The following is a 24,697-nucleotide window of genomic DNA, read 5'->3' as shown; positions in this document are numbered from 1 at the left end:
AATGAACAAGTTAGAAGTACGAAAATCACAAGCTTTGTATAACTATGCTGGTGGTAGCATTGCTGATTTCCCTGAAGTTTCAGTTATGATTTGCAGTCCGGATGTTTATAAAACTGCATGGGGTACTGATAACCCTAATCATAAGTTTAATAGGGATAAGGTTTTAGATGACAGAATAGCTGATCTTTTTAATGTCGAGTATTTTGTACAACCACCCAAGCCTAATAATACACCCAGATACGGGATAAGAGCAGTCAGATTTCCAGCCTCCATGTTCTGTCCTTCCTGCAAGACTATTCATTTTTTGAAAGAGCTTTTAGATTCGGAATATTACATAGAAAGAGGAGGGAATAAAAACTTACACTTTGATAGATTAAATAAGGGTTATTTTTGTCCTACCTGCTTTGAAGACAGTGATCAAACTCAAAAAATTAAGTTAACACCTTCCAGATTTATTATAGCAAATGAGTATGGTTTAATTGACGATTTTCCATGGGATTGGTTTTGTCATCGTAATGAAAGCTACAGACATAACAGAAAGAAAAATAGTAAGGATAGTTGCTATTATGCCCAAAAGGGTAAAGAAGGAAGACATCTGAAATTGAAGTTTGGTGGTGGTAGAGCCTCATTAAGTGACATGTCAGTACATTGCACCGAGTGTGGTGCTGAGGAAGATTTGGGGAGTATTTTTAACCAAGACGAAACCTTTATGAAGAAAGGTGACAACTATTTGTCCTATACAAATGGATATATGTCAGCACCTTGGAAGGGATATTCAAATAACGAAGATTCTGTTTTCTACCAGGAGCGAGTAGAATATATGAATGTCGATGACGCAGAAGATTTTGGCAAAGAAGAAATGGCACAATGGAAAAGAATTTCCCCCAGGACGCTTCAGAGAGGTGCAGGGAATGTCCATTTCCCAATTACACATCGGGCTATAAGTTTACCACAAGAAAGCTATAGTCTTGAAATCACACCTGAAATGAAGAGTAATTTTGATATGGCACTCAAGTTCAGGGCTGAGGGGATTGAATTCGAGGGAATGAATAGAAATGAAATGATTAAAGCCATTCTTAAAAAAAAGGATAATGAGATAAATAAATTATTCAAGCAGGTTTTAAATGAAGATGATGATGTCGGTTTGGTAAAAAAGTATCTTAGAAGTGAAATAAAGGATCACAACGCACTTACCGATGCTGAGGAAAAGAATAGAATCACAGAATACAAATGTTTTCTTGAGTTTGATGATAAAAAATCCAGTCCTGAAGATTGGTGCAAATCGACTATCTTGGATAGTAGCGAATTTTCAGGTATAGAATTTATTGACAAGGTCGTATTGCTACATAAGTTGAAACAACTTAATGTTTTAAAAGGGTTTACACGGGTTAAGCCGTTGGCACTATCTGAACTTATATTTGCTGATAATGAGTCTGAACTTGGATCAAGACCAAATCTACAACAGGAATTTAATCGGATTCAGGATATACGAAGGAAACCTGACGAAACTGACTGGCTGCCAGCTAATGTGGTAAAGGGGGAGGGTGTCTTTTTAACCCTTAAGAACTCAATTATTGAAGAATGGATTGAAAGTGAAAATGAAATTGGAAGTAGAGTTAACAGGATAAGGAAGAACTACATCACAAATCTAAAAAAATTTAATTCTGATTTTGTTGAAACTGATTTTGATTTCATCAATGTAAGATATGTGTTGCTGCATACCTTATCTCACATTTTAATTGATCAAATAGCTCAGTATAGCGGTTATAATGCCGCTTCACTCTCTGAAATTATTTATTCGAATCGAGATAAAGAAAATACAACAGAGGAGATGAATGGTATATTGATTTATACCTCAAGTTCAGATGCAGAAGGGACATTGGGAGGGCTGGTAAATCACGGTCAACCGGGGAAGCTGGAAGATCTATTCAGGAAAGGTGTGGAAAAGGCGAAATGGTGTTCCTCTGATCCTTTATGCATAGAAAATGATAAGGGACAGGGATTCATGGGAGTGAATCTTGCAGCATGTCACTCATGTTGTATGTTGCCAGAGAGCTGTTGTGAAAATATTAACAGATTCTTGGATAGAGCTTTATTAGTTGGCACTATTAATAGTCCTGAATTGGGATTTTTTAACTACTACAATGGGATTATTTGACACCGATATTTATGAATTATTTACTGCTCTTTTGACTCATAGCCTGTATAGCAGGCGAGTTAAGTCTATCGATTTTGTCAACAAGTGATTTTGCCAAGTTCATCTTTCCTGAGCCAAAATGTAGCTCCCTATGACAATTTGGACATAAAGCAATTGCGTTATTTACAGTGTCTTCCCCGTCATCCGCTAATCTTTGAATATGATGTACCTCTAAAAAGGGAGTTCCGTCTCCTTTATTGAATGGAGCAGGTTTTTCACAACATTCACAAATTCCATTGGCTTGATTTAATACCCATGCAACTACCTTAGGATCTCTTTCATAATGGGTTGTTTGGTAGCTTGTTGAATGAGGTTTTTTAGTACCTTTAGGTGGTTCAGAACCAATTTTAGACTGTATATTTCGCACTTCTTCTTCGAATGATGCCGAGGTCTCTATTACTTTTTTTTCTACCTCGGAAAGTATTCTTTCAATACGGGCAGTTACATTTGTACCTACATTTCGCGCAGGCTTTAGACCAGGTATCCATTGTCTTCCCTGAGTATCCAGAATATGTGATATATTTTGCATTCGATATTCAAATGACTTTGCTGAAGGATCATGATTCTTTGACAATTTTTTATAAAACTCTGTTTTGACATAAGATGTACCGTTTCTTTCATGATCAAGCATTTCAAGGTATGCTTTGATCGCAGCTCTTAAATCCTCGTTGGTCCAGTTACTATTCATATTTTGAAATGTCTATCTTTTTGTTTGACTGTCTAAAACACTATTTAATATTTACCATTCAAAATTATTTAGTAAATCTGCAATCTCATTTACTGGTGGTAATTCTTCTGTATCTAGAATTTCACCCAAATCAAAATATCGGGTCCCTCTCATTCCTCCTGAGCTATCTTTTTTAAAATGTGTTTCGTAGATCTCATCAAGAATAACAAATTCGTGACCGGTTGAAATATCCCATCCCCGTTCTTCTACTGTCTCCTCGATAATACCCTTTATCCGTAATCTTTCTGATTCATTTAAGGGTATCTTTTTTTCATTGTTAATAACTGATAATTTATTGTTTTTGAAGTTTACTTGAACACGGTTTTTTACCTTTCCGATACCATGAATAGCTTTTTGTGTATAGATACCCAAGTAAGTGTACGGTGTAGCTGAACGACCTGGAGGTTCATAATAAATTCCGTATTCCATATTTTGGGTGAAACTTTTTCCACAGGGTACAGCTCTCATCCGGTATTCCGTTCTGGGAATTAGACCACTTTCCACACAGTATTCTTCATAGTCATCCAAAAGATCTTGTAGTTGAATATGTTGGTCTCCCAACACAGATTTGATTGCCGAAATTAAATCTTGAAATCGCAACCAGATGCCCGTAACAGAAGATGATGAATTAGTATTATATGAAGTGATTATTTTCTCGACTTTTTTGCGAATTTTGGGTTTTACTTTGCCTTTGTTTAGGATTAATAAAATTTGATAGTCTTTATTGTTAAAGGCTTCTAGGTGAGATTTCAATTGTCCAGGATTGGTCGTTTGACCTAGCTTTGTTTCTACTACAATTTTAAAACTCTGTTGAGTTATTTCACCGTCAGGGACACTCTTAGGTTCTCTTACCTGTTGTCCAAAAACGGGTCCAACCTGGAATCCTGAATCTTCACCTAACTCTGTTATTAAGTTTTCAAGTAATTCAGGGCTATTGTCATATACATGTGATAAAAGGAGAAGGGTATTATTTGTTACAACATTTTCTTTATTCGAGTAGCGCTGGAAAAAATGAACTCTTGCCATATTAAATAAAGTTTTCATAAACTGTTGTTCTAATGAGAACACTATCAAATATCATTATTCTATTCAAATCGGTTAATAGGCAGCCTACAAAAGTGCTTAATAGCAGATTAAATAAAAATTCTCTTATCGAAACTGAAATTAAATTTCCTCTATTTTAAGGTCTTTTTTACTACTGTGATTAATAAAGGTACATGTAGTGAAGGTTGTTTATTCCTACCATTATATTCTCTATATTATCCATAAATCGTTCATGTATAAAATGTTATGATTACGCCCGGTCTTACAGAGAAACAGTCAAAACTATTCAACTATATTTTAGGCTATGCAAAAGAGCATGGTAGTTTTCCCTCCTACCAAACTATCATAGAAGACACGTGGATCAGTTCCAAAAATGGAGTGCACCAATACCTAAAAGTACTCTATAGTAAAAAGTATCTGATTTCTACTGATTGGGGAGATTATGAGTTACATCCAAGCAAAAAGCATTTTGTCAATTCTCCAGAGAATCCCATTCCTGTGAAGGGAGTAATAACTGCTGGTGTCATGCAGGAAGCAGTTGAATCAGATCTCGGAAGCCTTTCCGTAAGAGACCTGTTTCCCAAGGCAAAATCTCCCTACTGTGTTAGGGTCTCTGGAAGTAGTATGGAGGAAATTGGAATCAAAGATGGAGATTTAGTTATTCTTGATGATTCTGAGCTACAGAGCGGTGATATTGGGGCAATATTGTATGATGGAGAAACTACACTGAAAGAGGTTCACATAGGAAATAATGAGGTGGTGTTAACCCCTAAGAGTAAAAATCATAGCCCTATAGTAATAGCACCTGACGAGTTTGAAGAAGTGAAGGTATTAGGTAGGTATGTGGCACATTTCAATAATGGCAGGATTAAATATATCGACTGAATCAGTTAAACAATAGCTGATCATCAAACTCATACATCAGTATCCACGTCACCTTTTCGCTGTCATAAACCAGATCAAAGTAGCGATCTTCCGTTGTCCGTACCACAAAATGAACATGCAGGCTTCCACCTTTTCTTTGTGCGTATGATTTTCTGACTTCAGCTATTTTGAAGATTTTCCCATTCTTCTGTTTAAAACTCAGGGGTTCAATGCGCTTGTGAGTCCAGTCACCACCTAGCGAATTTTCACCATCCTTAAAGCCTCTGAAAACGGCATTTACATTAATCGACTCTTTGATAAGATTCTGCATAGAGCAACGATCATCAGTTAGAAAAGTTCATAAATCGTTCATATAATATAGCGGAATTCAATATAAATGTGCAAGAGATATGAGTAATAAAAATTCGATTGATACAGGGTCTTATGATGTAGATGAGGGAGTGCATAAAATCACGGATTATAGTTGTGTAAACCGTGATATGCAGCATAAATCCATAAAAGAGCGCCTATATCTTCATCTTGATCTCAACTGCTACTATGCCCAGGTAGAACAGCTTTGTTTTAACCTGTATGGGATGCCTATCTACATAGGTGGTTGGTACAAGCCCAATGGGATACCAAGAGGCATCGTAGCTACTTCAAGCTACGAAGCAAGGGCATTTGGCGTAAAAACAGGAATGTCTGCTTATGAAGCGGAAAAAATCTGTCCTTACTTAGTTGGCTTGCAGGCAAATTATGAGAAGTACAAGGCTATCAGCAATGACATCAAGGACGTACTTGACAATTTTGCAATGGATGTTGAAAAGTACAGTATGGATGAATATTTCTTGGATATAAATTTTAAAAAAGATGAATCAAGAAAAGAAATACATTACTACTGCAAGGAACTGAGGGATCTGATTAAAGATGAGATTGGCTTGGTATGCTCAATTGGCGTAAGTACCTCAAAGACGTACTCTAAACTAGCAAGTGACCTTCAGAAACCAGATGGGATTACACTGGTCTTAACTGAAAATGACGTTGAAGATAAACTATACCCACTGGCATTAGATGAAGTTTGGGGAATAGGTAGCAGGCGATATAAAAAACTTGTTGGGAAGGGACTGAAAACTATCGGTGAAGCTATCCAGCGGGGATATCATATATTCCAGTCTATTTTTGGGGAATACATGGGCAAGATGATGTGGGAGATGGTGGCGGGTAAAGATCGAGCTAAAGTCTTAACTGGTGAAGACCTTTCTCCTCCACCGGAACAACTCAATTATATGCACACCTTTAGTAATTGGACTAAGAACGCTGACAGGGTTCAGGGGGAAATCATGAAGGGTATAACCCAATTGGGGTACAGGATGCGAGGATATGGGCTAAAAGCCGATAAATATTACTGTTACTTGCGAGTACAAGATCAAAGCTGGTCAGGTATTCAATTCCGGTTTAACACCGAGGGGAAGACTAATCTTGACGATTACATCTATTTTGAATGTTTGAAGAAAGCTAAACCGTATATGAGGCGACTTTTGAAAAATGGATTTGCAATGAGGGGGATAGGTATCGGAGCCTTGTCATTTGAGCATACGGATCAACTGGAGCTATTCTTTGATGAGGATGACAAAGTCAGGGATTTCTACTTGATCCAGGACGCCATTAACAACAAATATGGGAAGGGAACGATACAGAAAGCATCTGTGAAATATGGGGTTATGGGAAAAACTCATTTCCTGGAACGAAGTTAACATAGCCACCAGTAATAGAAGAGAACTAAGATGTCTGCTTTTTTCGGCTTATAAGTAGCTCATTGGCTCTTCCTAACTTGTCAAACCATTCTGATCTGTCAGTGAACTTGTTGGGTAAATTTCTGTACGCCCTTTGTACACAAATTTTATAATCCTCTTCCAGCTCAGTAGTAAGTTCAAATTCCATCACCTCTTTGATATTAGTCAGTGTTTGGGTACTTGATTCCAGGAATTCGTGGTCTTCAAAGGGTTCTTTGTCCACTAAATATTGAAACAAGCTATCAAGCTCGTTGTTATACCAGTTTAAGCGTTCTTCAATTGATAGTTCCACCCATTCTTGTTTGTCCATAATTGATATATTGTAACTGATGTTATAGGCTTATTTCATGTTAAGATAATATGCTGGAATGAACAAAAGGGAAATTAAATCCAAGGTTAAAAAAGCATATTCTGAGGCGGCGAAATATCCAAATTTCCTGGAGAATTTTAAGCCTCGGATACAAGAGGTTATTGATTCTTACATGCCATCCACTACAACTAATTTCTGGCATGTGGATAAAGATATTGACTACATGAGTCATGTCAGCAAGTCCATGAACTATAATACAAGACAGTATTTAAATTTGGTTACAAATTATATTTCTCTGTTGGTAGAAGCCTATGAGAAAGGATCTCGAAATATTGATGTTAAGAAGCTGTTTCAAACTGATATTTTTGACGAAGAATAAGAGGAGCTCGTATGTGTAATTTTTATGATGCCCACTATCCACCCAAAAAACTAGGCTATATTTTCGGTGCCAAATTAAACCTCCCCAAAACCTATAACGGTGATTACAAGGTTACTCCTACAGGATACTCACCAATAATTAGGGTAAATGAAGATGGGGAACGTGTTGCAGAAGAGTCATTTTTCAAGCTTGTTCCCGATTTTGCGGATACTATGAATCACAAGTATTCCACGATGAATTGCAGGGATGACAAGATACTCAGTAGTAGAATGTGGAGACCCATATTTGAGAAGCAACAGAGGTGCATAGTACCTGTAAGTGGTTTTTATGAGCACCATACATTGAATGAAGAAGTAATGATTGAAGGTTCTAAAAAGAAAACCAATAAAGTACCGTACCGAATAAGTTTGAAATCAACCGATGTTTTCGGATTTGCCGGTCTGTGGAATATTTGGGTTGACAAAGAATCAGGAAGGGAAATGTTGAGTCATGCCATTATCACAACTGATCCCAATGAGACAGTAGCAAAAATTCATAACTCCAGCAAGCGAATGGCTACAATCCTTCCTGAAACCGCTTATGATTTATGGCTCAATAAAGTAGATAAACCGGAAGACCTGTTTGATGCAAATATATTCAAGCCCTTGGCAGATGAAGACATGCAGTTCCATCAAGTGAACAAACAGTTCGATTATGGATTGAGCGATAAAGGATTACGAAAGCCAGTAGAACAGCCGATTCAAATAAATGGAGAGCAAAAAGGACTTTTCTAAATTATTTTGTAAGGAATTGAATGGGGTCTATTAGGTAAAAGTTAAACCCATTTTAGAGGTATGATTGATTGAACAGAATAGTTAAAATTATTATTTGTCTCCTAGCTGTACCTGTTGCAATTACCTATTGTCTGATTGGTATTAGTGAAGTTTCGTGTAATTGGTTCTTTAGGTACTTTTTTCGTGGAGATGTGGGAGGGAATAAGGTAATTCAAAATTATAGAAAAATGACTTGTGACTTGGGGTATATGGGTTACTATTAAAATTGTAACTAACAAAAGAAGAGTTTTAAAACCAAGATTGGCAAAGTATTTGCGAGGTGCGTTCCCTTAATGCGCTTGAAGAGCTGGTTATACAACTTTATGATAGGAATATATCATCTGGATCGTATTTTCCTTCATCTAGCTTGAAGGCATACTTTTTCAACTTTATATCATTTAGCTTCTTGTTTGACCAAATTCTTTGAAAAGCTCGAGTATGCTTTAAGATATTTTCAATTGTACCAGCAGCAGATAAATGCAAATTTACATCAGCATTTAAAATCAAAACATGATGTCTTCTTAAGATTTCACTAATAAGTTTAAATATCATATTGAAATCATCCCAGGTAATTAAAAAATCAGTTTCCAACTTATCAGGGTTTTCAAAATATTCTTTGTCAGCGTGAGCAAATCCTTTATCCCTGAGACTTTTGAGATCATTTTTTAGATCATCATGGTTTGAGAGAGCTTCAATTTGTTCGTCAATTATCGATTGATATTCTTCAACTGTTAAAGGCACTAATTTGTGTTCAAAACCCTCTCTACGATATTCTGTTGGATTTAATGAGTTTGCATGTTCTTTAGCTTTGTTAAGCCAATCGATCAGCGACCTTTCTTCTCGGTCCAATAAAAACTTGCACGTTTCGATGGTTAGGATTCTTTTAAAACTGAAAAGAGAAACTTTATAAAACCATCCACCAGTTCTAATTGCTTGATCACCATTTTCAGTAAACCAAGAGTAAAATTCATTTACTTGGTCAAGAATTGAATTTAGATAAACGAAATTCTCTACTAAAGTTCGAAGATATTGTTTTAAGGTTTCTTCTGGATTAGTCATCTCAGTAAAGTTGTATAACGTCATTGCGCATAAGCTGAACGCGAATTACTGTTGAATTAGCAACTAACGAAAGTAGAATCTTAAAACCAAGAGGGACAACTAATTGGCGAGGTGCGTCCCCTTAATGCGCGTGATAGGCTTACCAATCTGCACCATTTTGTGATACGTGGTCAATTATTTTCAATATGCAGCTTTGATAAGTTGTAAACATTCTAAGATTTAAGAACAACTCATCCTCTTCGATATCTCTAAGTATTTCTGGATGACCAGCCGAATTTCTTGTCCTCCTGATTAGATGAAAGATGCTAGAAAAGTACCCAGTCACAATTTCTTTTAAATCATGTGGGAATTTCTTTGCATCGACCATTTTATTAAGCCGATCTTCTAAAACTCTAAACTTAGAGCTAATAAATAAGCCACTGTCCTTTTCAAATTTATTCTTTTTTGTTGTATTTGAAATAGCATTTTTAAACTCTTCATGCAATTCAATAATTGCCGCTTCTGATGCAGCTCCCAGCATTACGGCACAGGATCTCAAGCAACCATGATTATATGTTTTAACAGCTTCTTCTAAGTAACTATAAACTTTCTTTGATGCACTTGGATTTTCGTTTTTGAAATAGTTTAAAAAACCATCTGGGTCATATGGTTGTGGGTCTTTGTCATCTAGAAATTTCATCCCTCTAGATGTAACTCGGTAATTAGGGAAGGATGGGTTATTCTCGTCAGTACCAAAAATAATTATACCTTGCACAAGTAATTGCCAAAGGATTTCTCTAGTTGCCTCTTTAAGACTATTTCTATCGTGTTGCTTTAATTGATTTATATATTGGAACTTATGACTCGAATTTAATTTACCATTGTAAATTCCTTTTGTAATGGCTAATTCAATGACACCTCCAACTAGGTTACGAAAATTACCTTGTGGCTGATTATTTAATTCTTCAAGAATTAATGATTTTAGTTCCTGAAAGGGGAATTTATCTTTACTCATGTGTATAACTGTTTATTTGTAAGCCTAACATAGTCTTAAGTGGAACGCCCATCGACTGAATAATTCCACATAAGGTTGGAAAAGTTCTGTTTTAAGTCAATAATAGCGGTTTATTCCATATTATTTGGAATTATGTGGTGCTGAAAATCCAGATAATATTGTGTCATTTACTTCTTGAACTCTTCTATACAGAAGAAAATATTTTTATGACAGTAATTACAGGGATTTATTTAAATGTTTGTTCTATATCGGGGGGATGTACGTTCTTATACCCATCTACTGCTATTGCTGGGATAAAAGGAAAGGATTGAGATTGGTGTAAACATAATGTGAGGAATCGTAACTGTTCTTGGTATGTTGAGCTTATTTTCAAAAGACTTTTTATGTTTAAAATATTCGCTACAAAGTTGTAAGTTTAAAAGTAGGATAATTCTAATTAGAAATTATTTCGAATATGTTAGAAAACAGAGATGATTTATTTGAGAAGCCAGTAGACGCTTTTGTAGTTAAGGAAGTAGAAGATATAATTGCTAAAAATGTCAAAACTGATAGTGAATATTTTGTTGATTTAGGACCTTTAGATATGGTTGAAATAATCCCAAAGAATAGTGGCTCTAGTGACGAGGTAATTGTACATATAGAAAATTATGGTGAAGCTCTCATGAAAAAAGATTCACTATTCCCCATAAAAAACCTGGACAAAGACAGGGCTTATCTGAAAGAAGAATTGGATTTATGAAAACGCGGGTTTATAAACCCATAAAAACTAAATTAAAACAAGTTTTGTCTTACTGTTATAGTTCGACTATTATATATTTAGTAGTGAACTATTCGGTGACCATTAATGAAAGGTAGTCAAAAAACAGGCTCTACGGGCTTCTAAGACCGAAATCTGGCGGGGTTCGATTCCCCGCACCTCCACAACCACCGTTCATAGCTCATCCTGCTAGTTGGGATGAGCTTTTTTTATGGATCTGCTCACGGTACAATTTATACGGCACGTAACTATTCCTAGTCAAGTAGAACACCTCAGCCCAGCTAAATCTGCCTTGGTTTATTCCCATCCATAGCAGTTGAGATCTGTCCTCATTCTCTTTAAACCGAATTTTTCATCACTGATCGATAGTACAGGCTGACGATTGCGGGGACGCTGAAGAGATCGTGGGCGCTAAAATTTTTTGTGTTTAAGCTGGCATAGGTATATTTCCGCCCTTATTTAAACTAAATCTAAATAAAGCAGGAAAATGAAAAGAGCTACGTCTATACTACTTCTATTCGCTGCTACGTGCATTTCAGCACTGGCACAGCAAAATCAGCAATTTTCAATTTCAGGAACGGTAACCACCGCCAATGGCGATCCGGTGGTAAATGCCAATGTGGTACTTGAGGGCACTTCTCACGGGGCATCGACTACAGTCGAAGGCAGGTATGAAATTGCGGGCGTCCCGGAAGGGGACTATACGCTCGTGATCTCAACAGTGGGATATAAGCGCTTTACCCGCAACCTGGCTGTTGATCGAAACCTGGAACTGGATGCAACTCTGGAACAACGGGTTGAGGCGATGGGGGAAGTCACCGTTTCAGGCAGAAGCATGGCGAACTACAATACTGCGGGCATTTCGCAGTCGCTGCGGCTCAATCAGGAGTTAATCAGTGCTCCCCAAAATATTCAGGTTATCACCAAGGATCTGATCGACGACCAGCAATCGATTGATATGCTGGAGTCGGTCAGCAGAAACGTGAGCGGGGCACAGATGATTGAGCACTGGGGAAATTTTGCGCGGATTAACATGCGGGGCTTCCGGATTCCGGCCTTCCGCAACGGCATGAATGTGCAGTCCAGCTGGGGACCGCTTGCGGAAGATATGGTGATGGTTGAGCGTATTGAATTTGTAAAAGGTCCGTCCGCCTTTATGCTTTCCAGCGGCGAGCCCGGCGGACTCTATAATGTGGTCACGAAAAAGCCGGTCAGTCAATCTATAGGTGAAGTCGGCTTGACCACAGGCAGCTACAATACGCTGAGAGCTACGGTAGATGTTGGTGGAAAACTGAGTGAAGACGGCCGTCTGCTCTATCGTTTTAACGGCGCGGGCACCACTGAAAACTCGCACCGGGAATATGGATTTAACGACCGCTACACCCTGGCACCCTCCCTCAGCTACGGTATTGGCGACAATACCACGGTGACGGCACAGTATTCGCTGCAGTATTCTGAGATGTATATCGGTTCTGCCTATGTGTTTGCCCCGACCGATTTTGGAACCCTGCCGAGGGATTTTTCCATCTTTGATCCCCGAATTGAACCTACCGAAATGAAGGAACAGTTTGCCCATCTGAACCTGACGCACCAGTTTAATGACAACTGGAGTATTACCGGTCAGCTGGGATATATGAATTACGACCAGGTGGGCAACTCAATGTGGCTCGACAGCATCCAGAATAATGGAGATATGATCCGGCGCCTGAGCATCTGGGATGCCCGTGACGAAGCCAAGCTGGGGCAGCTGTTTCTGCGCGGGGAAGAGCAAACCGGGGGTGTTTCTCACAACATATTGGCAGGATTGGATTTCGGTTATAAAAACTACTTTGCCGACTGGAATCAATCCGGTGCCCTGGACTCCCAGAGCCAACCGTTCAATATCTATAATCCGAGTAACGCCAATGCCACCATTCCCGAGTTTGACCGCGAGACCAGTCTCAGAAAAAGGGCGGGTGGCAACATCGTCCGCAGTGAGTACCTTTCGTATTACCTGCAGGACCAGCTCGGCTTTTTCGACGACCGCATTCGCGTTACGCTTGCGGGCCGGCTGACCGATTACGAGAGCTCCTCGTATGGTTCCGGTACGGAAGACCAGGTGTTTTCGCCCCGTGCCGCGCTCAGTTTTTCAGTCACTGAAAATACCAGTATCTACGGAATGTACGATCAGTCTTTTATCCCTCAAACCGGCCAAAATGCCCGGGGAGAGGCGTTTGATCCCGAGCGGGGCAACAACCTGGAAGGCGGCATCAAGCGCGAGTGGGCCAACGGGCGGTGGTACTCCACCATCACTTATTACCACATGACCAAAGAGAATATGCTGGTTGGCGATCCTGAAAACCAGAATTACTCTATTCAGCTGGGCGAAGCTGTATCCAAAGGTGTGGAGTTCGACCTCCGCGGACAGGTGGCTCCCGGACTCAGGGCGGTGCTTAACTACGCCAATACCGACGTAAAGATTACGGAAGACACCAATCCGGAAAATGTGGGAACCAGGGTGGCGGGTCATGCGCGCCATCTGACCAATGGGTGGCTGACGTACACGTTGCGGGAAGGTTCTCTTGAGGGACTGGGACTTTCACTCGGCTACCAATACCAGGTGGATCGTTCCTCATGGAACTGGAATGCTGAGAACGAGTCGTACCTGCCGGACTACTTCAGGATGGACGGAGCCCTCTCCTGGGAACAACGCAACTACAGCATCTCACTGAATATCAATAACCTGCTGGACGAATACTTGTATTCCGGTGCCAATTACGGAAGCTATGTGTACTGGCAAAGCGAGCCGGGCCGAAACTTTCGCCTGAGTTTTGAGTATGCTTTCTGATTGAGGGTTTTGTCCAAGGCCAAACATGCCGGAATTGGCAAAAAGATGGTTCACAAAGTCTTCCAATAATCAATAAGATTAAGAGGCTGTCCCTGCAGCATGCAGTGCGGCCTCTTTTTTTGTCACTTAACATGTCGTTTCTCTATCTTCCTTCAATATCAGTCAAAGACGTTCCCGCATTCAAGGGAGAAAATGTTCAGGTTCACATCAGGTTTTAGTTAACGACCGCCACCGTGGTGGTCGAAAAGCAAATAATGCAGATGAAAATACAAACGACGGCTCAGCTCAAGGCGCTTTCACTGAACGGCAGATCACTGGAATTGCCCGCCTCCCAAACCATAGAGCTGGAATTTTCCGCCATCGATACCGGGGGCGGATTCCGGGATGCCATCCTCGATTTCACGATTCGTATTCCCAACCAAAATGGTGTGGATTTTCAGAAGCCGGCCAATCAGTGTGATATCGTAGCTACCATGCAAACTCCCGATGAGAGAAAGCGGGAAGCAACTTTTTCCTCTCCTGCAGAACCAGTGTTAAATGATGAGAGTAGGCTGGAGGTGAACGGTCGACTGAAAGACGAGATGCTCAGCCGGGAACTGGCAGGATTTATGATGCACCTGCTGAGATAGCTTATAATGACCCTTCAAGCAACTGCCGCGCCCGGTACTGGACATACCGATCCTCCACCAGGTTGTCGGGGCGTGGTTCGAGATTAAGTATTGTTTTGAGCTGGTTCCGGGCTTCCTCACCGCGATCAAATTCAAGCAGCAGCTGCGCATACAGCAGCAAGTTGGTGGGATGCTCCGGCGCGATGTTGACTGCTTTTTCCACCAACTCCAGGGCTTTTTGATCAGAGGGCCAGCCCATCACCAGCGGTATGTTCGGGGAGTGGAAATGCACTTGTGCGAGAATACGATAGCCGCCGCCTCCCTGGTAGTCGGCGTCCAGGGAAATAATCTCCTCGCAGACCGCCCGCAGCTTTTTGGAGATGCCGTTGGTGGCCGCCGCAACAAAACCGTGTACATCCGCCCACCGACCCACGTTCGCCCCATACCAGAATTTGATCGGCACCGACCTGGGAAAGCGCTCCATCATCTCTTCTCCAAGCTTTTTACCGCGGTCATACAGCTCTTTTTGTCGCTCTTCGGGTAATCCCAGGAACATTCCCTTGAAATAATAGGAGCGCAGCAGAAATGTAGCTGTTTCTTCGGGATTGATTTCTTTTTTGCGTGCCTCCTCAAAGCTCTCTAGCGCTTTATTTATATAGGCAGGTTGGGCGCGAAAGGAATCGGCCTCTGCGGAACGCTGTTGGAACCACTTTTTGCCCGTCTCGTAAGGATTTTGTGCAGTGGCGCCTCGGGGAGCGCTCCAGAGTACAATAAGAAGAGACAGGATAAAACAGATGGTGAATCGATTTCCGCAATAATCGGTGCAAGTGAGTGGGTGAATCAAATATGAGTAGTTAAAGGTTGATAATATTTATTGTATCCTATTGGTTGATATCGATCTGTTCAACCATAATCAAGTATCATTCCGAATAAATAAGGCGGGATTGCTGCATCTGACCGGTAATTTCATCCCGGACAGGGTGGCGGACAGGTTGCTAGTTCTCCCTAAATAGTGTTATTTACACACAACATATTTTTACTGTGGTAGAGACCTTTGCAGAACCTGCTATTGTGTTGGAAAGTGGTTGTACCACCGACCGTATTGATCTTTTAAACGCGAGTACAACTCCCTCAGAACGGGGAATTGAGGGTTTTGCAGAACCTCCTGGTAAATATACAAAAGAGCGGTAACAACTTGGATTATGAAAATTGCAGGAAACGATAATAATTTTTTAACCATCAGGTATCGCAGCAGTACCATAGGATGGGGACTGTCAGTGCTGATCTTTTTAAGCGTCTTCTTAACCGGTAACCTCAGGGCCCAGACTTCTCTCGGAGATCTCCGGTCGGATTTCAGCCGGGAGGGAAATGTGATACTGTTCAGCGGTGAACATGCCGATCTCCAGATGCAATTTTGTACGCCTTCCATCGTGCGGGTCCGCGCCAGCTGGGAGCGATCGTTTGATACTGCCGGCAAAGAGTGGATGCTGGTGGAGAACCGGTGGGCGGCTGTCAACATGGAACTGCATGAAACGGACCAGGAGCTCATTGTCGATACCGGGGAACTTGTGGTCAGGGTGAAGAAATATCCGCTTTCTGTTGAATTTCGAAAGCCGGACGGAACGCTGCTCAATACCGAGACAATCCTTGAAACGCAGTCGGCCGGCGGCATGAAGAAGCAGGGGGAAGCGGTTTGGGTACAGAAAAAGTTGTTGCCGGAAGAGCACTTTTTCGGTTTTGGCGAACGGATGGATTTTGTCGATCAGCGAGGTAAGAAGATACAGCTGAATGTGGGCCGGGGCACCGGTCGCCCTCATATTGTGGGAGCATATAATATTCTGGAGGCGAATTATGCACCCGTACCGTTTTTTATGAGCACCAGGGGGTACGGCATCTTTTTCCACACGCCCTATGCAACTGAATGGGATATGGGACACACCCGGGAAAACAGCTACTCGTTTAAAGCCGAAGGGGGAGCCGTCGATTACTATTTTATATACGGGCCGGACTTTCCGAAACTGCTGGATCAGTATACCACCCTGACCGGCAAGGCACCGCTGATTCCCAAATTTGCCCACGGACTTCATGTCGGTACCTACAGCGGGGGCACCTGGGGACATGAGCAGCATACCTCTGATGAATACGTGGTCAACCTGGGTCGTAAATTCAAGGACTCCGGGATTCCGGCAGACCTGCTCCATCTCGATTCCACCTGGCGTATTTTTGGGCCCAATGGTCACGGCTCCACGACATTTGAATGGAGAGAAACTTTTGACAATCCCACCGCCATGTTCGACAGCCTTTATGCCATGAACTTTGACATGGTGGGGCTGCATGTGCGTCCCCGGTACGACAACGGCGAAAAGTATAACCTGCTGGACCGCGCCCGCGAGGCGGGAGTCGTCTACCCGGAGCCCGATGGGAAGGGCGAATTTGTCAATTTTTTTGATTCGGCCGCCGTCGACTGGTGGTGGGAAAACGGCGTGCAAAAGGTGGTGGAGCAGGGCGCGATGTTTTTCAAGACGGATGAAGGCAGCGCTTTTGGTCACAAAGCCAATGAAAGCGACAAGGTGGGTCCACAGGGGGAGGAGGCCGAACGCCTGCACAACCTGTTCCCGATCGCCTATGCAAAAGTTCCATTTGAGCGATTCCAGGAAGAAAACAACATGCGCGGGTTTAACCTGACGCGAGAGGGCTATGCCGGCATTCAGCGGTATCCCTACATCTGGGCGGGCGACTGGCCCAGCGAGTGGCTGTATTTTGAGCCGGTCATCCGCGCGGGACTCAACATGGGACTCTCCGGCGTGGGCTACTGGTCGCACAACATGGGGGGATTTGAACACAAACCCGATCCGGAGCTCTACATACGGTGGAGCCAGTTCGGGATGTTCAGCCCCGTGGCGCACCTTTTCGGGATGGATCATCCCGGCTACAAGGAGCCCTGGAGCTACGGGGATCAGGCAGAACGCATTTTCAGGAAGTACGATCGGATGCGCTACCGGTTCATCCCGTATATCTACAGTGAAGCCTGGAAAATGCACAACACCGGCATGCCACTGATGCGGGCCCTGGTCCTCGAATACCAGGACGACATCAACACCTATGATATCGATGACCAATACCTGTTCGGGGACAACCTGCTGGTAGCACCGGTTACCACGAAAGGAGCTCAAACACGCACCATTTACTTGCCGGAAGGTACATGGTATGACTACTGGAGCGGGCAACAATACACCGGCCGGCAGTATTACAATATTGTCACGCCCCTGGAGGAGCTCCCCATTTTTGTAAAAGCCGGTGGTATTATTCCGCAGCGCAATCGTATTGAGCAACTGGGTGAGATGCCCGCCGACACACTGACCCTGGAGATCTTTCCGCACGACACCTCCTCCTACGAAATATATGATGATGACGGTACCAGCAAGGAGTATACCGAGGGGAACTATGCAGTTACGGAGATCCGGTCGATAGACAATACGGATCAGCTGCGGGTAGAGATACAAGCCCCGGAGGGAGAGTATGAGGTCCCCGAACGGAATTACAGGCTCAAAATTCATACTGAAATATCTCCCAAGGCGATGGCCGAGGGGCAGCGCAGGCTGACCAAATTCGCGGGGTACGCTAAATTTTCCGATTCCGGGCAGCCGGGATGGTTTTATGACGAGAAAAGCGGGGAGCTCCTGGTGCGCCTGCAGGGCAGCAGCCGGCATGATATTACGGTTACGATGTTAAAGTGAAGCTAAAAAATTGAATATTAACCGTTGAACCCCCGTGGGAGACCGTATGAAAAAAAGATCGCATAAATTAATCTTCATGTTAAGCATAATGATGATAGCTATGGCAGCAACCAGCCGTTCCACTGCACAAGATGGATCTTCGGATGTGGGCAATTTTTATCCCCTGTTGAAAGAGTACAGCGCCCAACACCGGAACAGCCTCTCGTTCCTGGCCAAAGACTGGACCAGCCTGGAAACGTGGAGATCCACGGCCCGTTCCAGGATGGAGACGCTGCTGGCGTTCGACCCGGAGCCTGCCCCGCTGGATACCGAGGTCCTGCAGAAAAACCAGCGTGAGGGCTACACGCAGTACCTGGTACGATATAATGTAAATGCCTATCAAAAAACGGAGGCGTATCTGCTGATTCCCGATAACCTGGAAGCGCCCGCCCCGGCTGTTGTCGCACTGCACGATCACGGGGGCTTTTACTACTACGGCAAGGAAAAGCATAATATGACCGACCATCAGCCCCGCATTTTGAAGGAGTATATCGGTCAACTCTACGGGGGGCGTACCTACGCGGATGAGCTGGCCCGGCGCGGATATGTGGTACTGAGTCCGGATGCGATCTATTTCGGTTCTCAACGTCTTGATCCCCAACAAGTTACATCTGGCCGCATTGACGAGTACCTTCAGCAGGAACATGATGACCTGAATAAAAAAATCGAGGCGTTTAACGATCTGGCCGGCGACTTTGAAGTGCCGGTGGAAAAGACGATCCTGGCGGCGGGTACCACCTGGCCGGGCATCATCGTGCAGGGCGACCGCCGGGCGATCGATCTGCTTCACTCCCGGCCGGAAGTGGATACGGCGCGGATAGCAGCGATGGGACTTTCTCTCGGCGGACTCCGAACCACGTACCTGTTTGGGATGGATGAACGCATCAAGGCCGGAGTCATAGCGGGATTTTCCAGCACATACGGGGAGATGCTGCAGCGCCATTTCTGGAACCATACCTGGATGATGTATGTGCCCCGTCAATATCGCTTCCTGGATCTGCCGGATGTGGCCTCCCTGAACGCCCCGAGACCGCTTATGATTCTCAACGCCCGGCAAGACCAGCTGTTTACCGTGAAAGGGATGAAGGCAGCGGAGGAAAAACTTGCCACTATCTATCAAAAGATGGGGGCGCCGGAGAAATTCCGGGCCAGCTACTATGATGAGCCCCACTCCATGACCATCCCGATGCAGGACGACGCCATAGACTGGCTGGATCGCTGGCTGAGGTAACAAGCGCCTCGGTCCACGCTGCAGTTAAAAAGGATTCGCAAGCAGGGGGAAATCAGCTCGAAATTTGTGATAAATCTTATAAAGCCGATAAATATTTAATGATCAAGTCCAGAGAAATACCATTAGTATTTTGCCTGTCAGCTTTGTTAATGGCGATCAGCGCGCACGGCGGACAGGCTCAGCGCGTGATGGAGAAAATTGATCGCGGTGTAGTAGCGATACCTGACGGGGATGATTCCGCCTTTATCAGCTGGAGGCTGCTGGCAACCGATTCCTTTCACACCAAATTCAATGTATACCGAAAATCAGACGGTCGTCCCCCGGTAAAACTCAATGAGTCGCCCCTGGCAGGAGGTACAAATTTTGTGGACGAACGCGTGCCCGCCGGGGCGTCTGATATCACATACTTTGTGAAGCCGGTCGTGGATAGTCGGGAGGGTGAGACCAGCGGGTCCTATACACTCAATCCCGATAAACCGTATATCTCCGTGCCGGTGAACGTGCCCCGCGGATACACCTCGAACGATGCATCTGCCGGGGACCTGGATGGTGACGGGCAATATGAGATTGTAGTGCATCAGACCGGTCGTGCCCACGACAACTCGCATTCCGGCTTTACCGACGAGCCGATACTGGACGCCTACGAGCTGGACGGTACGCATCTCTGGCGTATCAACCTGGGCAAGAATATTCGGGAAGGAGCGCACTACACGCAGTTTATAGTGTATGACCTGGACAGCGACGGAAAGGCAGAGGTGGCCTGCAAAACGGCTGATGGCACGGTAGATGGAGCGGGCAAAGTAATTGGCGATCCCGACGCTGATCACCGCAACGAAGATGGATATATCCTTGAGGGGCCAGAATTCCTGACAATTTTTAATGGAGAAACGGGAGCCGAGCTGGTCACAACAGATTATATCCCGCCGCGTCATCCGGATACGCTCACTCCAACCAGTGAGCAGCTGGAGGAACTCTGGGGAGACGGTTACGGCAACCGGGTGGATCGCTTTCTGGCGGGCGTGGCGTACCTGGACGGCGAGCGTCCCAGCCTGGTAATGGCCCGTGGCTACTATACGCGCTCGGTAATTGTTGCCTGGAACTGGCGGGATCAGAAGCTCACGCGCCAGTGGATATTTGATACAAATGAGGGATATCCCGACTATGCCGGGCAGGGCAACCACAGCCTGAGTGTGGGTGATGTCGATGCCGACCAGAAGGATGAAATTATCTATGGCTCGGCGGTGATTGATCATGACGGTACCGGCCTGCATTCCACTGGTATTGGCCACGGAGACGCGCTTCACTACGGGGACCTTGATCCGACAAATCCCGGTCATGAGATATTCCACATACAAGAGCGTTTTGATGATGCCGGGGCCAACTTCCGGGAGGCGGAGTCGGGCCGCATACTGTGGAAAAAGCCGTCCGTAACTGCCAGTGACGAGGGCGAAGGACCGGGACGCGGATTGGCGGCCAATATCGATCCGCGCTATCCGGGTACTGAAATGTGGGTGCGCGGCGGTGGAATTGAGGGGCTGTTCAATGCCAAAGGAGAAAAGATATCTGACCGGAAGCCGGCTTCCTGCAATTTTGCTGTGTGGTGGGATGGCGACCTTCAACGGGAGTTGCTGAACAGGAACCGGATCACAAAATGGAACTGGAGAGCAGTGGCGACGGAGCTGATCTTCGAAGCGGAAGGCGCCACCTCGAACAACGGGACCAAAGCAACTCCGACATTGAGTGCAGACCTGTTTGGCGATTGGCGTGAAGAAGTGATCTGGCGTGCAGAAGAGGGAGACGAGCTCCGTATTTACACCACGGCAATTCCAACTGAACACCGCTTTTATACCTTGATGCATGACCCGACCTATCGCCTGAGTATTGCCTGGCAAAATGTGGCTTACAACCAGCCGCCTCACACCAGCTTCTATATTGGAGAGGACATGAGGCAGCGTAACATCCCACCAGAAATTGAACTGGCTGATTGAAGCAGCCCCAACACGGGAAAAGGCTATTCTCCCAACAGTGGTGTCCCTTTTTGTCTTGATACAAAAGGAACGTAAAAACAAAGGCGGTGAATGGGGCACCCGCTGCAGTCTCAGCAGGCGTGAAAGCTCGTTGAGACCGCGACATGTCGCGTCTGTACTGGATTTGGTCGGTTTTCGCACTCCATTCAAGGCCGGGAAAGCAGGATATTTATTGTCGTCCCCCCCACATCAAACAGAAATTCTTTCGGTCGGGGCATGGTGCAATACCCCGTTCATACGACCTGCTCCTTCGAAATCCTTCATTCATAATTCCCCACTCCGCTGCATGCAGGGATGGCACGAGCGAGACGCTCGCACCAGTATTAGAATTAAGTTCAATGGTTCTAGCACAGGCGCGGTTTTGTTATTTGTGGACTGGTTATTCGTTACTTGAACCAATAATGAATACCTGATAACCAATAACTAATCCCCGGCAGTGATTTTGGGAATGTTTTTACAAAAGGCCACTTTTGCCAAGAGAACTGGTTTTCAAAACTTTTTGAGATAGCCCTGAGTAGATTTAGATACCTCCATTACGTGATGGCCCGGTCCAAATGCATGTATCCCCCATCGATGTGGATGAACTGCCCGGTGGTGTGGGAGGCGCGGTCCGAAAGGTGAAACAGCACGGTGTCGGCGACTTCATCCGGGGTGGTCATACGCTGCTGAAACGGTATCTTTGCGACGATCTCCTTCTTTTGGGCTTCCGGGTCGTCAAATTTTTCCAGCCACTGGCGGTAGCCCGGCGTCCAGCACTCGGCGATCACGAGGGCGTTCACCCGGATATCATCATCCCGGAGCTCCAGCGCCCATTCGCGAGTCAGTGCGAGCACGCCTCCTTTGGCAGCGGCATAGCCGGAGGTTTCGCCCTGGCCGGTCAGCGCCACTTTTGAGGCGATGTTGACAATCGATCCCGATGATTTCCGCAGGAAGGGCAGGGCGGCCTTGGTAACGGTAAAAAAGTGAACCAGGTTCAATTTCAGGGAATCGATAAATTCGTCGTAGGATGCGTCGAGCCCCACTCCGTCATTGACGCCGAGGTTGTTAACCAGTCCATCCAGCCGTCCAAAGTGATCGGTGGCCTGTTCTACCGCATTTTGGCATCCCTCCGGCGTGGTGAGGTCGGCTTCTACAAACAGGGCATTATGGCCGAGCTCCCACAGCTCCTGCTCCATCTTTTTTCCGCGGGTACTTTTGTCTACAATGACGGGGATGCCGCCCTCCTCCACAATATGTCGAACAATTGTTTCCCCGATACTGCCCGGCAGTCCCGCACCGCCGGTTACCATGATCACTTTTTCTGTCAAATTGAGATCCATAAATAGGTTTTCTTAAACTTATTAATCATGAAGATGAAATCTGCCGGTGAAAACGGAGCCCTTTCCCAAGCCATACGTGTTGATCGGTCTCGATCTCTTAATGGGCAAAGCAGATCTGGTATCCGACTGAAAAAATCCGGACAGTGAACCTGAAATCCCGTTCAAACGGGCGGCACGGTTTGGCAATGTTCTCTGCCTCCGATAGTTCCGTGGTTAAATAAATTATGTTTTTCCGGGAATACAAACCAGCACTCAATTTCCAAAAATCTGTATATCCGTTTGAAACGGGATAAAAATTTGGGATTTAAATAAAAAAACGGTCCGGCACGATCAACGCGCTTGTGGAGGCAGCGATGCCACAGTTTTTGCCGGAGCCACTATCGACTACTTCGCTTTCCCAAAAAGTACATGGTTTCGTTTAAAATGACGGCTGGTTGAGAAAACCTCTTCTCCCTTTTATTGGTTAGACGAAATTTGTATTCTTAGCTGGGATTGGTTTCGCAAGGGATTTAAAATGAATACTGAATCGGGATTACAGGAGATACGAGTAAATGGATGAATTAAACAGTGATCGCCCGCGCGATCCTTACCTGTTGACAGAAGATGATATTAAAGAGCCTCCCAAAACCGTATGGGAAACGATAAAACACCTGGGACCCGGTTTCGTCCTTTCAGCCGCCATAGTGGGTTCCGGTGAATTAATCGCCACGACCACCCTCGGGGCACGGGCCGGATTTGTTACGTTCTGGGTGGTGATACTTAGCTGCCTTGTCAAGGTGACGCTACAACTTGAATTCGGCAAACATGCGATAAGTACCGGTGAAACGGTAATGACGGCATTTAACAAGCTGCCGGGATGGAGCTACCGGCAGGTCAACTGGTCGATATGGACCTGGCTGTTTATCCAGGTATTCAAATTGCTGCAGGTGGGCGGCATTGTCGGCGGGGTGGCCATTACCCTGAATATCGTCTTTCCCTCGGTAAATGTAACCCTCTGGACCGCCCTGACCGCAATCACGGCATCGCTGCTCGTTTTCAGGGGATACTACACGTTTGTTGAACGTTTTTGCCTGGTGATGATCGCCTTTTTTACGGTCTTTACCTTCCTTTCGGTGTATTTTTTGCAATACACCAGTTACGCCATAGGGTGGGGAGACATTCTGTTTGGCCTGGAATTTAACCTGCCAACGGCGATGGTCGGAGTCGCCATCGGAGCTTTCGGCATTACCGGGGTGGGAGGAGACGAAATTATGTACTACCATTACTGGTGTCTTGAAAAGGGATATGCCGCCTATACAGGTCCGGTGGAAAAGAGTGAAGAGTGGACTCGCCGCGCCCGCGGATGGATCAGGGTGATGTACTGGGATGCGTTCTTGTCAATGGTCGTATATACCCTGGTTACAGCTGCTTTTTATATTTTGGGTGCGGCGGTGCTGCATGCCCAAAACGTGGTACCCGAGGGGTACCAGATGATAGAGACGTTATCGGGCATGTACACCGAAACGATGGGTGTCGGTGCCCAAAATGTATTTTTGATCTGTGCCGTCGTGGTCCTGTTCTCGACTCTTTTTTCGGCCCTGGCAAGCTGGACACGTATCTTTTCAGACTGTTTCGGCACCCTTGGCGTGTTTGATTTTTATGACATCGAGCAGCGCAGGAAGGCGATCGCCATTTTTGCCTGGGTGTTCCCGATCTTGTGGGCCCTGCTGTTTCTGTTTATGCAGCTCCCTGTTCTGATGGTGATAATCGGGGGATTTTTTACGTCCATACTGCTGCTTATTGTTGTGTTTGCAGCGATCAATTTCAGGTATGTGCGGCTGGATGACCAATTGAAGCCCGGCCGGTTTTACGATATCGCCTTTTGGATCAGCGTGGTTGCCATTCTCCTTGCCGGAGTGTACAGCATTATCCAGGTGATTTGAAGGCTTTACATTCCCAGCCGAAAGTAAACGTTAACAGCAAAAGTTCCGGAA

20 protein-coding genes are annotated in these 24,697 nt (G+C 44.7%); 12 read left to right on the top strand and 8 right to left on the bottom strand.

Annotation, left to right across the window (positions count from 1 at the left end; all coding sequences use genetic code 11):
* Position 1: 1 nt before the first annotated feature.
* On the top strand, positions 2 to 2,158 hold the full coding sequence (gene drmB / locus ACG2F4_RS05075) for a DrmB family protein (RefSeq protein WP_395259127.1): 2,157 nt from the start codon (positions 2 to 4) through the stop codon (positions 2,156 to 2,158).
* A 16-nt stretch (positions 2,159 to 2,174) separates the two neighbouring features.
* Here the strand turns inward: drmB and ACG2F4_RS05070 are convergent, their stop codons facing one another.
* Both ACG2F4_RS05070 and ACG2F4_RS05065 read right to left on the bottom strand, forming a co-directional pair.
* Entirely contained in the window at positions 2,175 to 2,885 is a 711-nt protein-coding gene (locus tag ACG2F4_RS05070) for an HNH endonuclease (RefSeq protein WP_395259126.1), read from the bottom strand.
* A gap of 51 nt (positions 2,886 to 2,936) precedes the next feature.
* Positions 2,937 to 3,968, bottom strand: a complete 1,032-nt coding sequence (locus ACG2F4_RS05065; protein WP_395259125.1) for a hypothetical protein — start codon at positions 3,966 to 3,968, stop codon at positions 2,937 to 2,939.
* Positions 3,969 to 4,214: 246 nt separating this feature from the next.
* Between ACG2F4_RS05065 and ACG2F4_RS05060 the strand changes: the two genes are divergently transcribed.
* Complete coding sequence (locus tag ACG2F4_RS05060) at positions 4,215 to 4,853, top strand: LexA family protein (RefSeq protein ID WP_395259124.1); 639 nt, start codon at positions 4,215 to 4,217, stop codon at positions 4,851 to 4,853.
* A gap of 1 nt (position 4,854) precedes the next feature.
* On the opposite strand, the gene ACG2F4_RS05055 is transcribed toward ACG2F4_RS05060, so the two are convergent.
* Positions 4,855 to 5,163: a hypothetical protein gene (locus ACG2F4_RS05055; RefSeq protein WP_395259123.1), complete on the bottom strand. Its 309-nt coding sequence runs from the start codon at positions 5,161 to 5,163 to the stop codon at positions 4,855 to 4,857.
* A 79-nt stretch (positions 5,164 to 5,242) separates the two neighbouring features.
* Between ACG2F4_RS05055 and ACG2F4_RS05050 the strand changes: the two genes are divergently transcribed.
* Positions 5,243 to 6,586, top strand: a complete 1,344-nt coding sequence (locus ACG2F4_RS05050; protein ID WP_395259122.1) for a hypothetical protein — start codon at positions 5,243 to 5,245, stop codon at positions 6,584 to 6,586.
* A 25-nt stretch (positions 6,587 to 6,611) separates the two neighbouring features.
* On the opposite strand, the gene ACG2F4_RS05045 is transcribed toward ACG2F4_RS05050, so the two are convergent.
* On the bottom strand, positions 6,612 to 6,935 hold the full coding sequence (locus ACG2F4_RS05045; protein WP_395259121.1) for a hypothetical protein: 324 nt from the start codon (positions 6,933 to 6,935) through the stop codon (positions 6,612 to 6,614).
* Positions 6,936 to 6,993: 58 nt separating this feature from the next.
* Here ACG2F4_RS05045 and ACG2F4_RS05040 point away from each other — a divergent pair, with 58 nt between their 5' ends.
* On the top strand, positions 6,994 to 7,314 hold the full coding sequence (locus tag ACG2F4_RS05040; protein ID WP_395259120.1) for a hypothetical protein: 321 nt from the start codon (positions 6,994 to 6,996) through the stop codon (positions 7,312 to 7,314).
* Between the two features lie 11 nt (positions 7,315 to 7,325).
* Positions 7,326 to 8,087, top strand: a complete 762-nt coding sequence (locus tag ACG2F4_RS05035; RefSeq protein ID WP_395259119.1) for an SOS response-associated peptidase — start codon at positions 7,326 to 7,328, stop codon at positions 8,085 to 8,087.
* A gap of 360 nt (positions 8,088 to 8,447) precedes the next feature.
* Here ACG2F4_RS05035 and ACG2F4_RS05030 read toward each other — a convergent pair whose 3' ends face one another.
* Together ACG2F4_RS05030 and ACG2F4_RS05025 are read right to left on the bottom strand one after the other, a co-directional pair.
* Positions 8,448 to 9,185, bottom strand: a complete 738-nt coding sequence (locus ACG2F4_RS05030) for a hypothetical protein (RefSeq protein WP_395259118.1) — start codon at positions 9,183 to 9,185, stop codon at positions 8,448 to 8,450.
* A gap of 139 nt (positions 9,186 to 9,324) precedes the next feature.
* On the bottom strand, positions 9,325 to 10,179 hold the full coding sequence (locus tag ACG2F4_RS05025; protein ID WP_395259117.1) for a hypothetical protein: 855 nt from the start codon (positions 10,177 to 10,179) through the stop codon (positions 9,325 to 9,327).
* Between the two features lie 454 nt (positions 10,180 to 10,633).
* On the opposite strand from ACG2F4_RS05025, the gene ACG2F4_RS05020 reads away from it, so the two are divergent.
* From ACG2F4_RS05020 to ACG2F4_RS05010, 3 genes are all read left to right on the top strand, one after another.
* Positions 10,634 to 10,918: a hypothetical protein gene (locus ACG2F4_RS05020; protein WP_395259116.1), complete on the top strand. Its 285-nt coding sequence runs from the start codon at positions 10,634 to 10,636 to the stop codon at positions 10,916 to 10,918.
* Positions 10,919 to 11,423: 505 nt separating this feature from the next.
* Positions 11,424 to 13,763 carry a TonB-dependent siderophore receptor gene (locus ACG2F4_RS05015; RefSeq protein ID WP_395259115.1) on the top strand — a complete coding sequence of 780 codons (2,340 nt, stop codon included), beginning with the start codon at positions 11,424 to 11,426 and terminating at the stop codon, positions 13,761 to 13,763.
* Between the two features lie 260 nt (positions 13,764 to 14,023).
* The gene (locus ACG2F4_RS05010) at positions 14,024 to 14,392 is read left to right on the top strand and encodes a hypothetical protein (protein WP_395259114.1); all 369 of its coding nucleotides are present in this window, start codon (positions 14,024 to 14,026) and stop codon (positions 14,390 to 14,392) included.
* A gap of 1 nt (position 14,393) precedes the next feature.
* On the opposite strand, the gene ACG2F4_RS05005 is transcribed toward ACG2F4_RS05010, so the two are convergent.
* Positions 14,394 to 15,215 carry a tetratricopeptide repeat protein gene (locus ACG2F4_RS05005; protein ID WP_395259113.1) on the bottom strand — a complete coding sequence of 274 codons (822 nt, stop codon included), beginning with the start codon at positions 15,213 to 15,215 and terminating at the stop codon, positions 14,394 to 14,396.
* A gap of 358 nt (positions 15,216 to 15,573) precedes the next feature.
* Between ACG2F4_RS05005 and ACG2F4_RS05000 the strand changes: the two genes are divergently transcribed.
* From ACG2F4_RS05000 to ACG2F4_RS04990, 3 genes are all read left to right on the top strand, one after another.
* Positions 15,574 to 18,108 (top strand): glycoside hydrolase family 31 protein, encoded by a 2,535-nt coding sequence (locus tag ACG2F4_RS05000; RefSeq protein WP_395259112.1) that lies wholly within the window; start codon positions 15,574 to 15,576, stop codon positions 18,106 to 18,108.
* Between the two features lie 100 nt (positions 18,109 to 18,208).
* Positions 18,209 to 19,378: a dienelactone hydrolase family protein gene (locus ACG2F4_RS04995; RefSeq protein WP_395259111.1), complete on the top strand. Its 1,170-nt coding sequence runs from the start codon at positions 18,209 to 18,211 to the stop codon at positions 19,376 to 19,378.
* A 149-nt stretch (positions 19,379 to 19,527) separates the two neighbouring features.
* Positions 19,528 to 21,366: a rhamnogalacturonan lyase gene (locus ACG2F4_RS04990; protein ID WP_395259110.1), complete on the top strand. Its 1,839-nt coding sequence runs from the start codon at positions 19,528 to 19,530 to the stop codon at positions 21,364 to 21,366.
* Between the two features lie 572 nt (positions 21,367 to 21,938).
* On the opposite strand, the gene ACG2F4_RS04985 is transcribed toward ACG2F4_RS04990, so the two are convergent.
* Positions 21,939 to 22,724 carry an SDR family oxidoreductase gene (locus tag ACG2F4_RS04985; RefSeq protein WP_395259109.1) on the bottom strand — a complete coding sequence of 262 codons (786 nt, stop codon included), beginning with the start codon at positions 22,722 to 22,724 and terminating at the stop codon, positions 21,939 to 21,941.
* 551 nt (positions 22,725 to 23,275) lie between these two features.
* On the opposite strand from ACG2F4_RS04985, the gene ACG2F4_RS04980 reads away from it, so the two are divergent.
* Positions 23,276 to 24,646, top strand: coding sequence for an Nramp family divalent metal transporter (locus tag ACG2F4_RS04980; RefSeq protein ID WP_395259108.1), 1,371 nt, complete (start codon positions 23,276 to 23,278; stop codon positions 24,644 to 24,646).
* Positions 24,647 to 24,697: the final 51 nt, after the last annotated feature.

It is taken from the genome of Halalkalibaculum sp. DA3122 (assembly GCF_043951865.1).
Lineage (GTDB): Bacteria > Bacteroidota > Rhodothermia > Balneolales > Balneolaceae > JAMQKA01.
The sequence above is the reverse complement of the archived record's forward strand: the minus strand, read 5'-3'. Positions and strand labels throughout refer to the sequence as shown.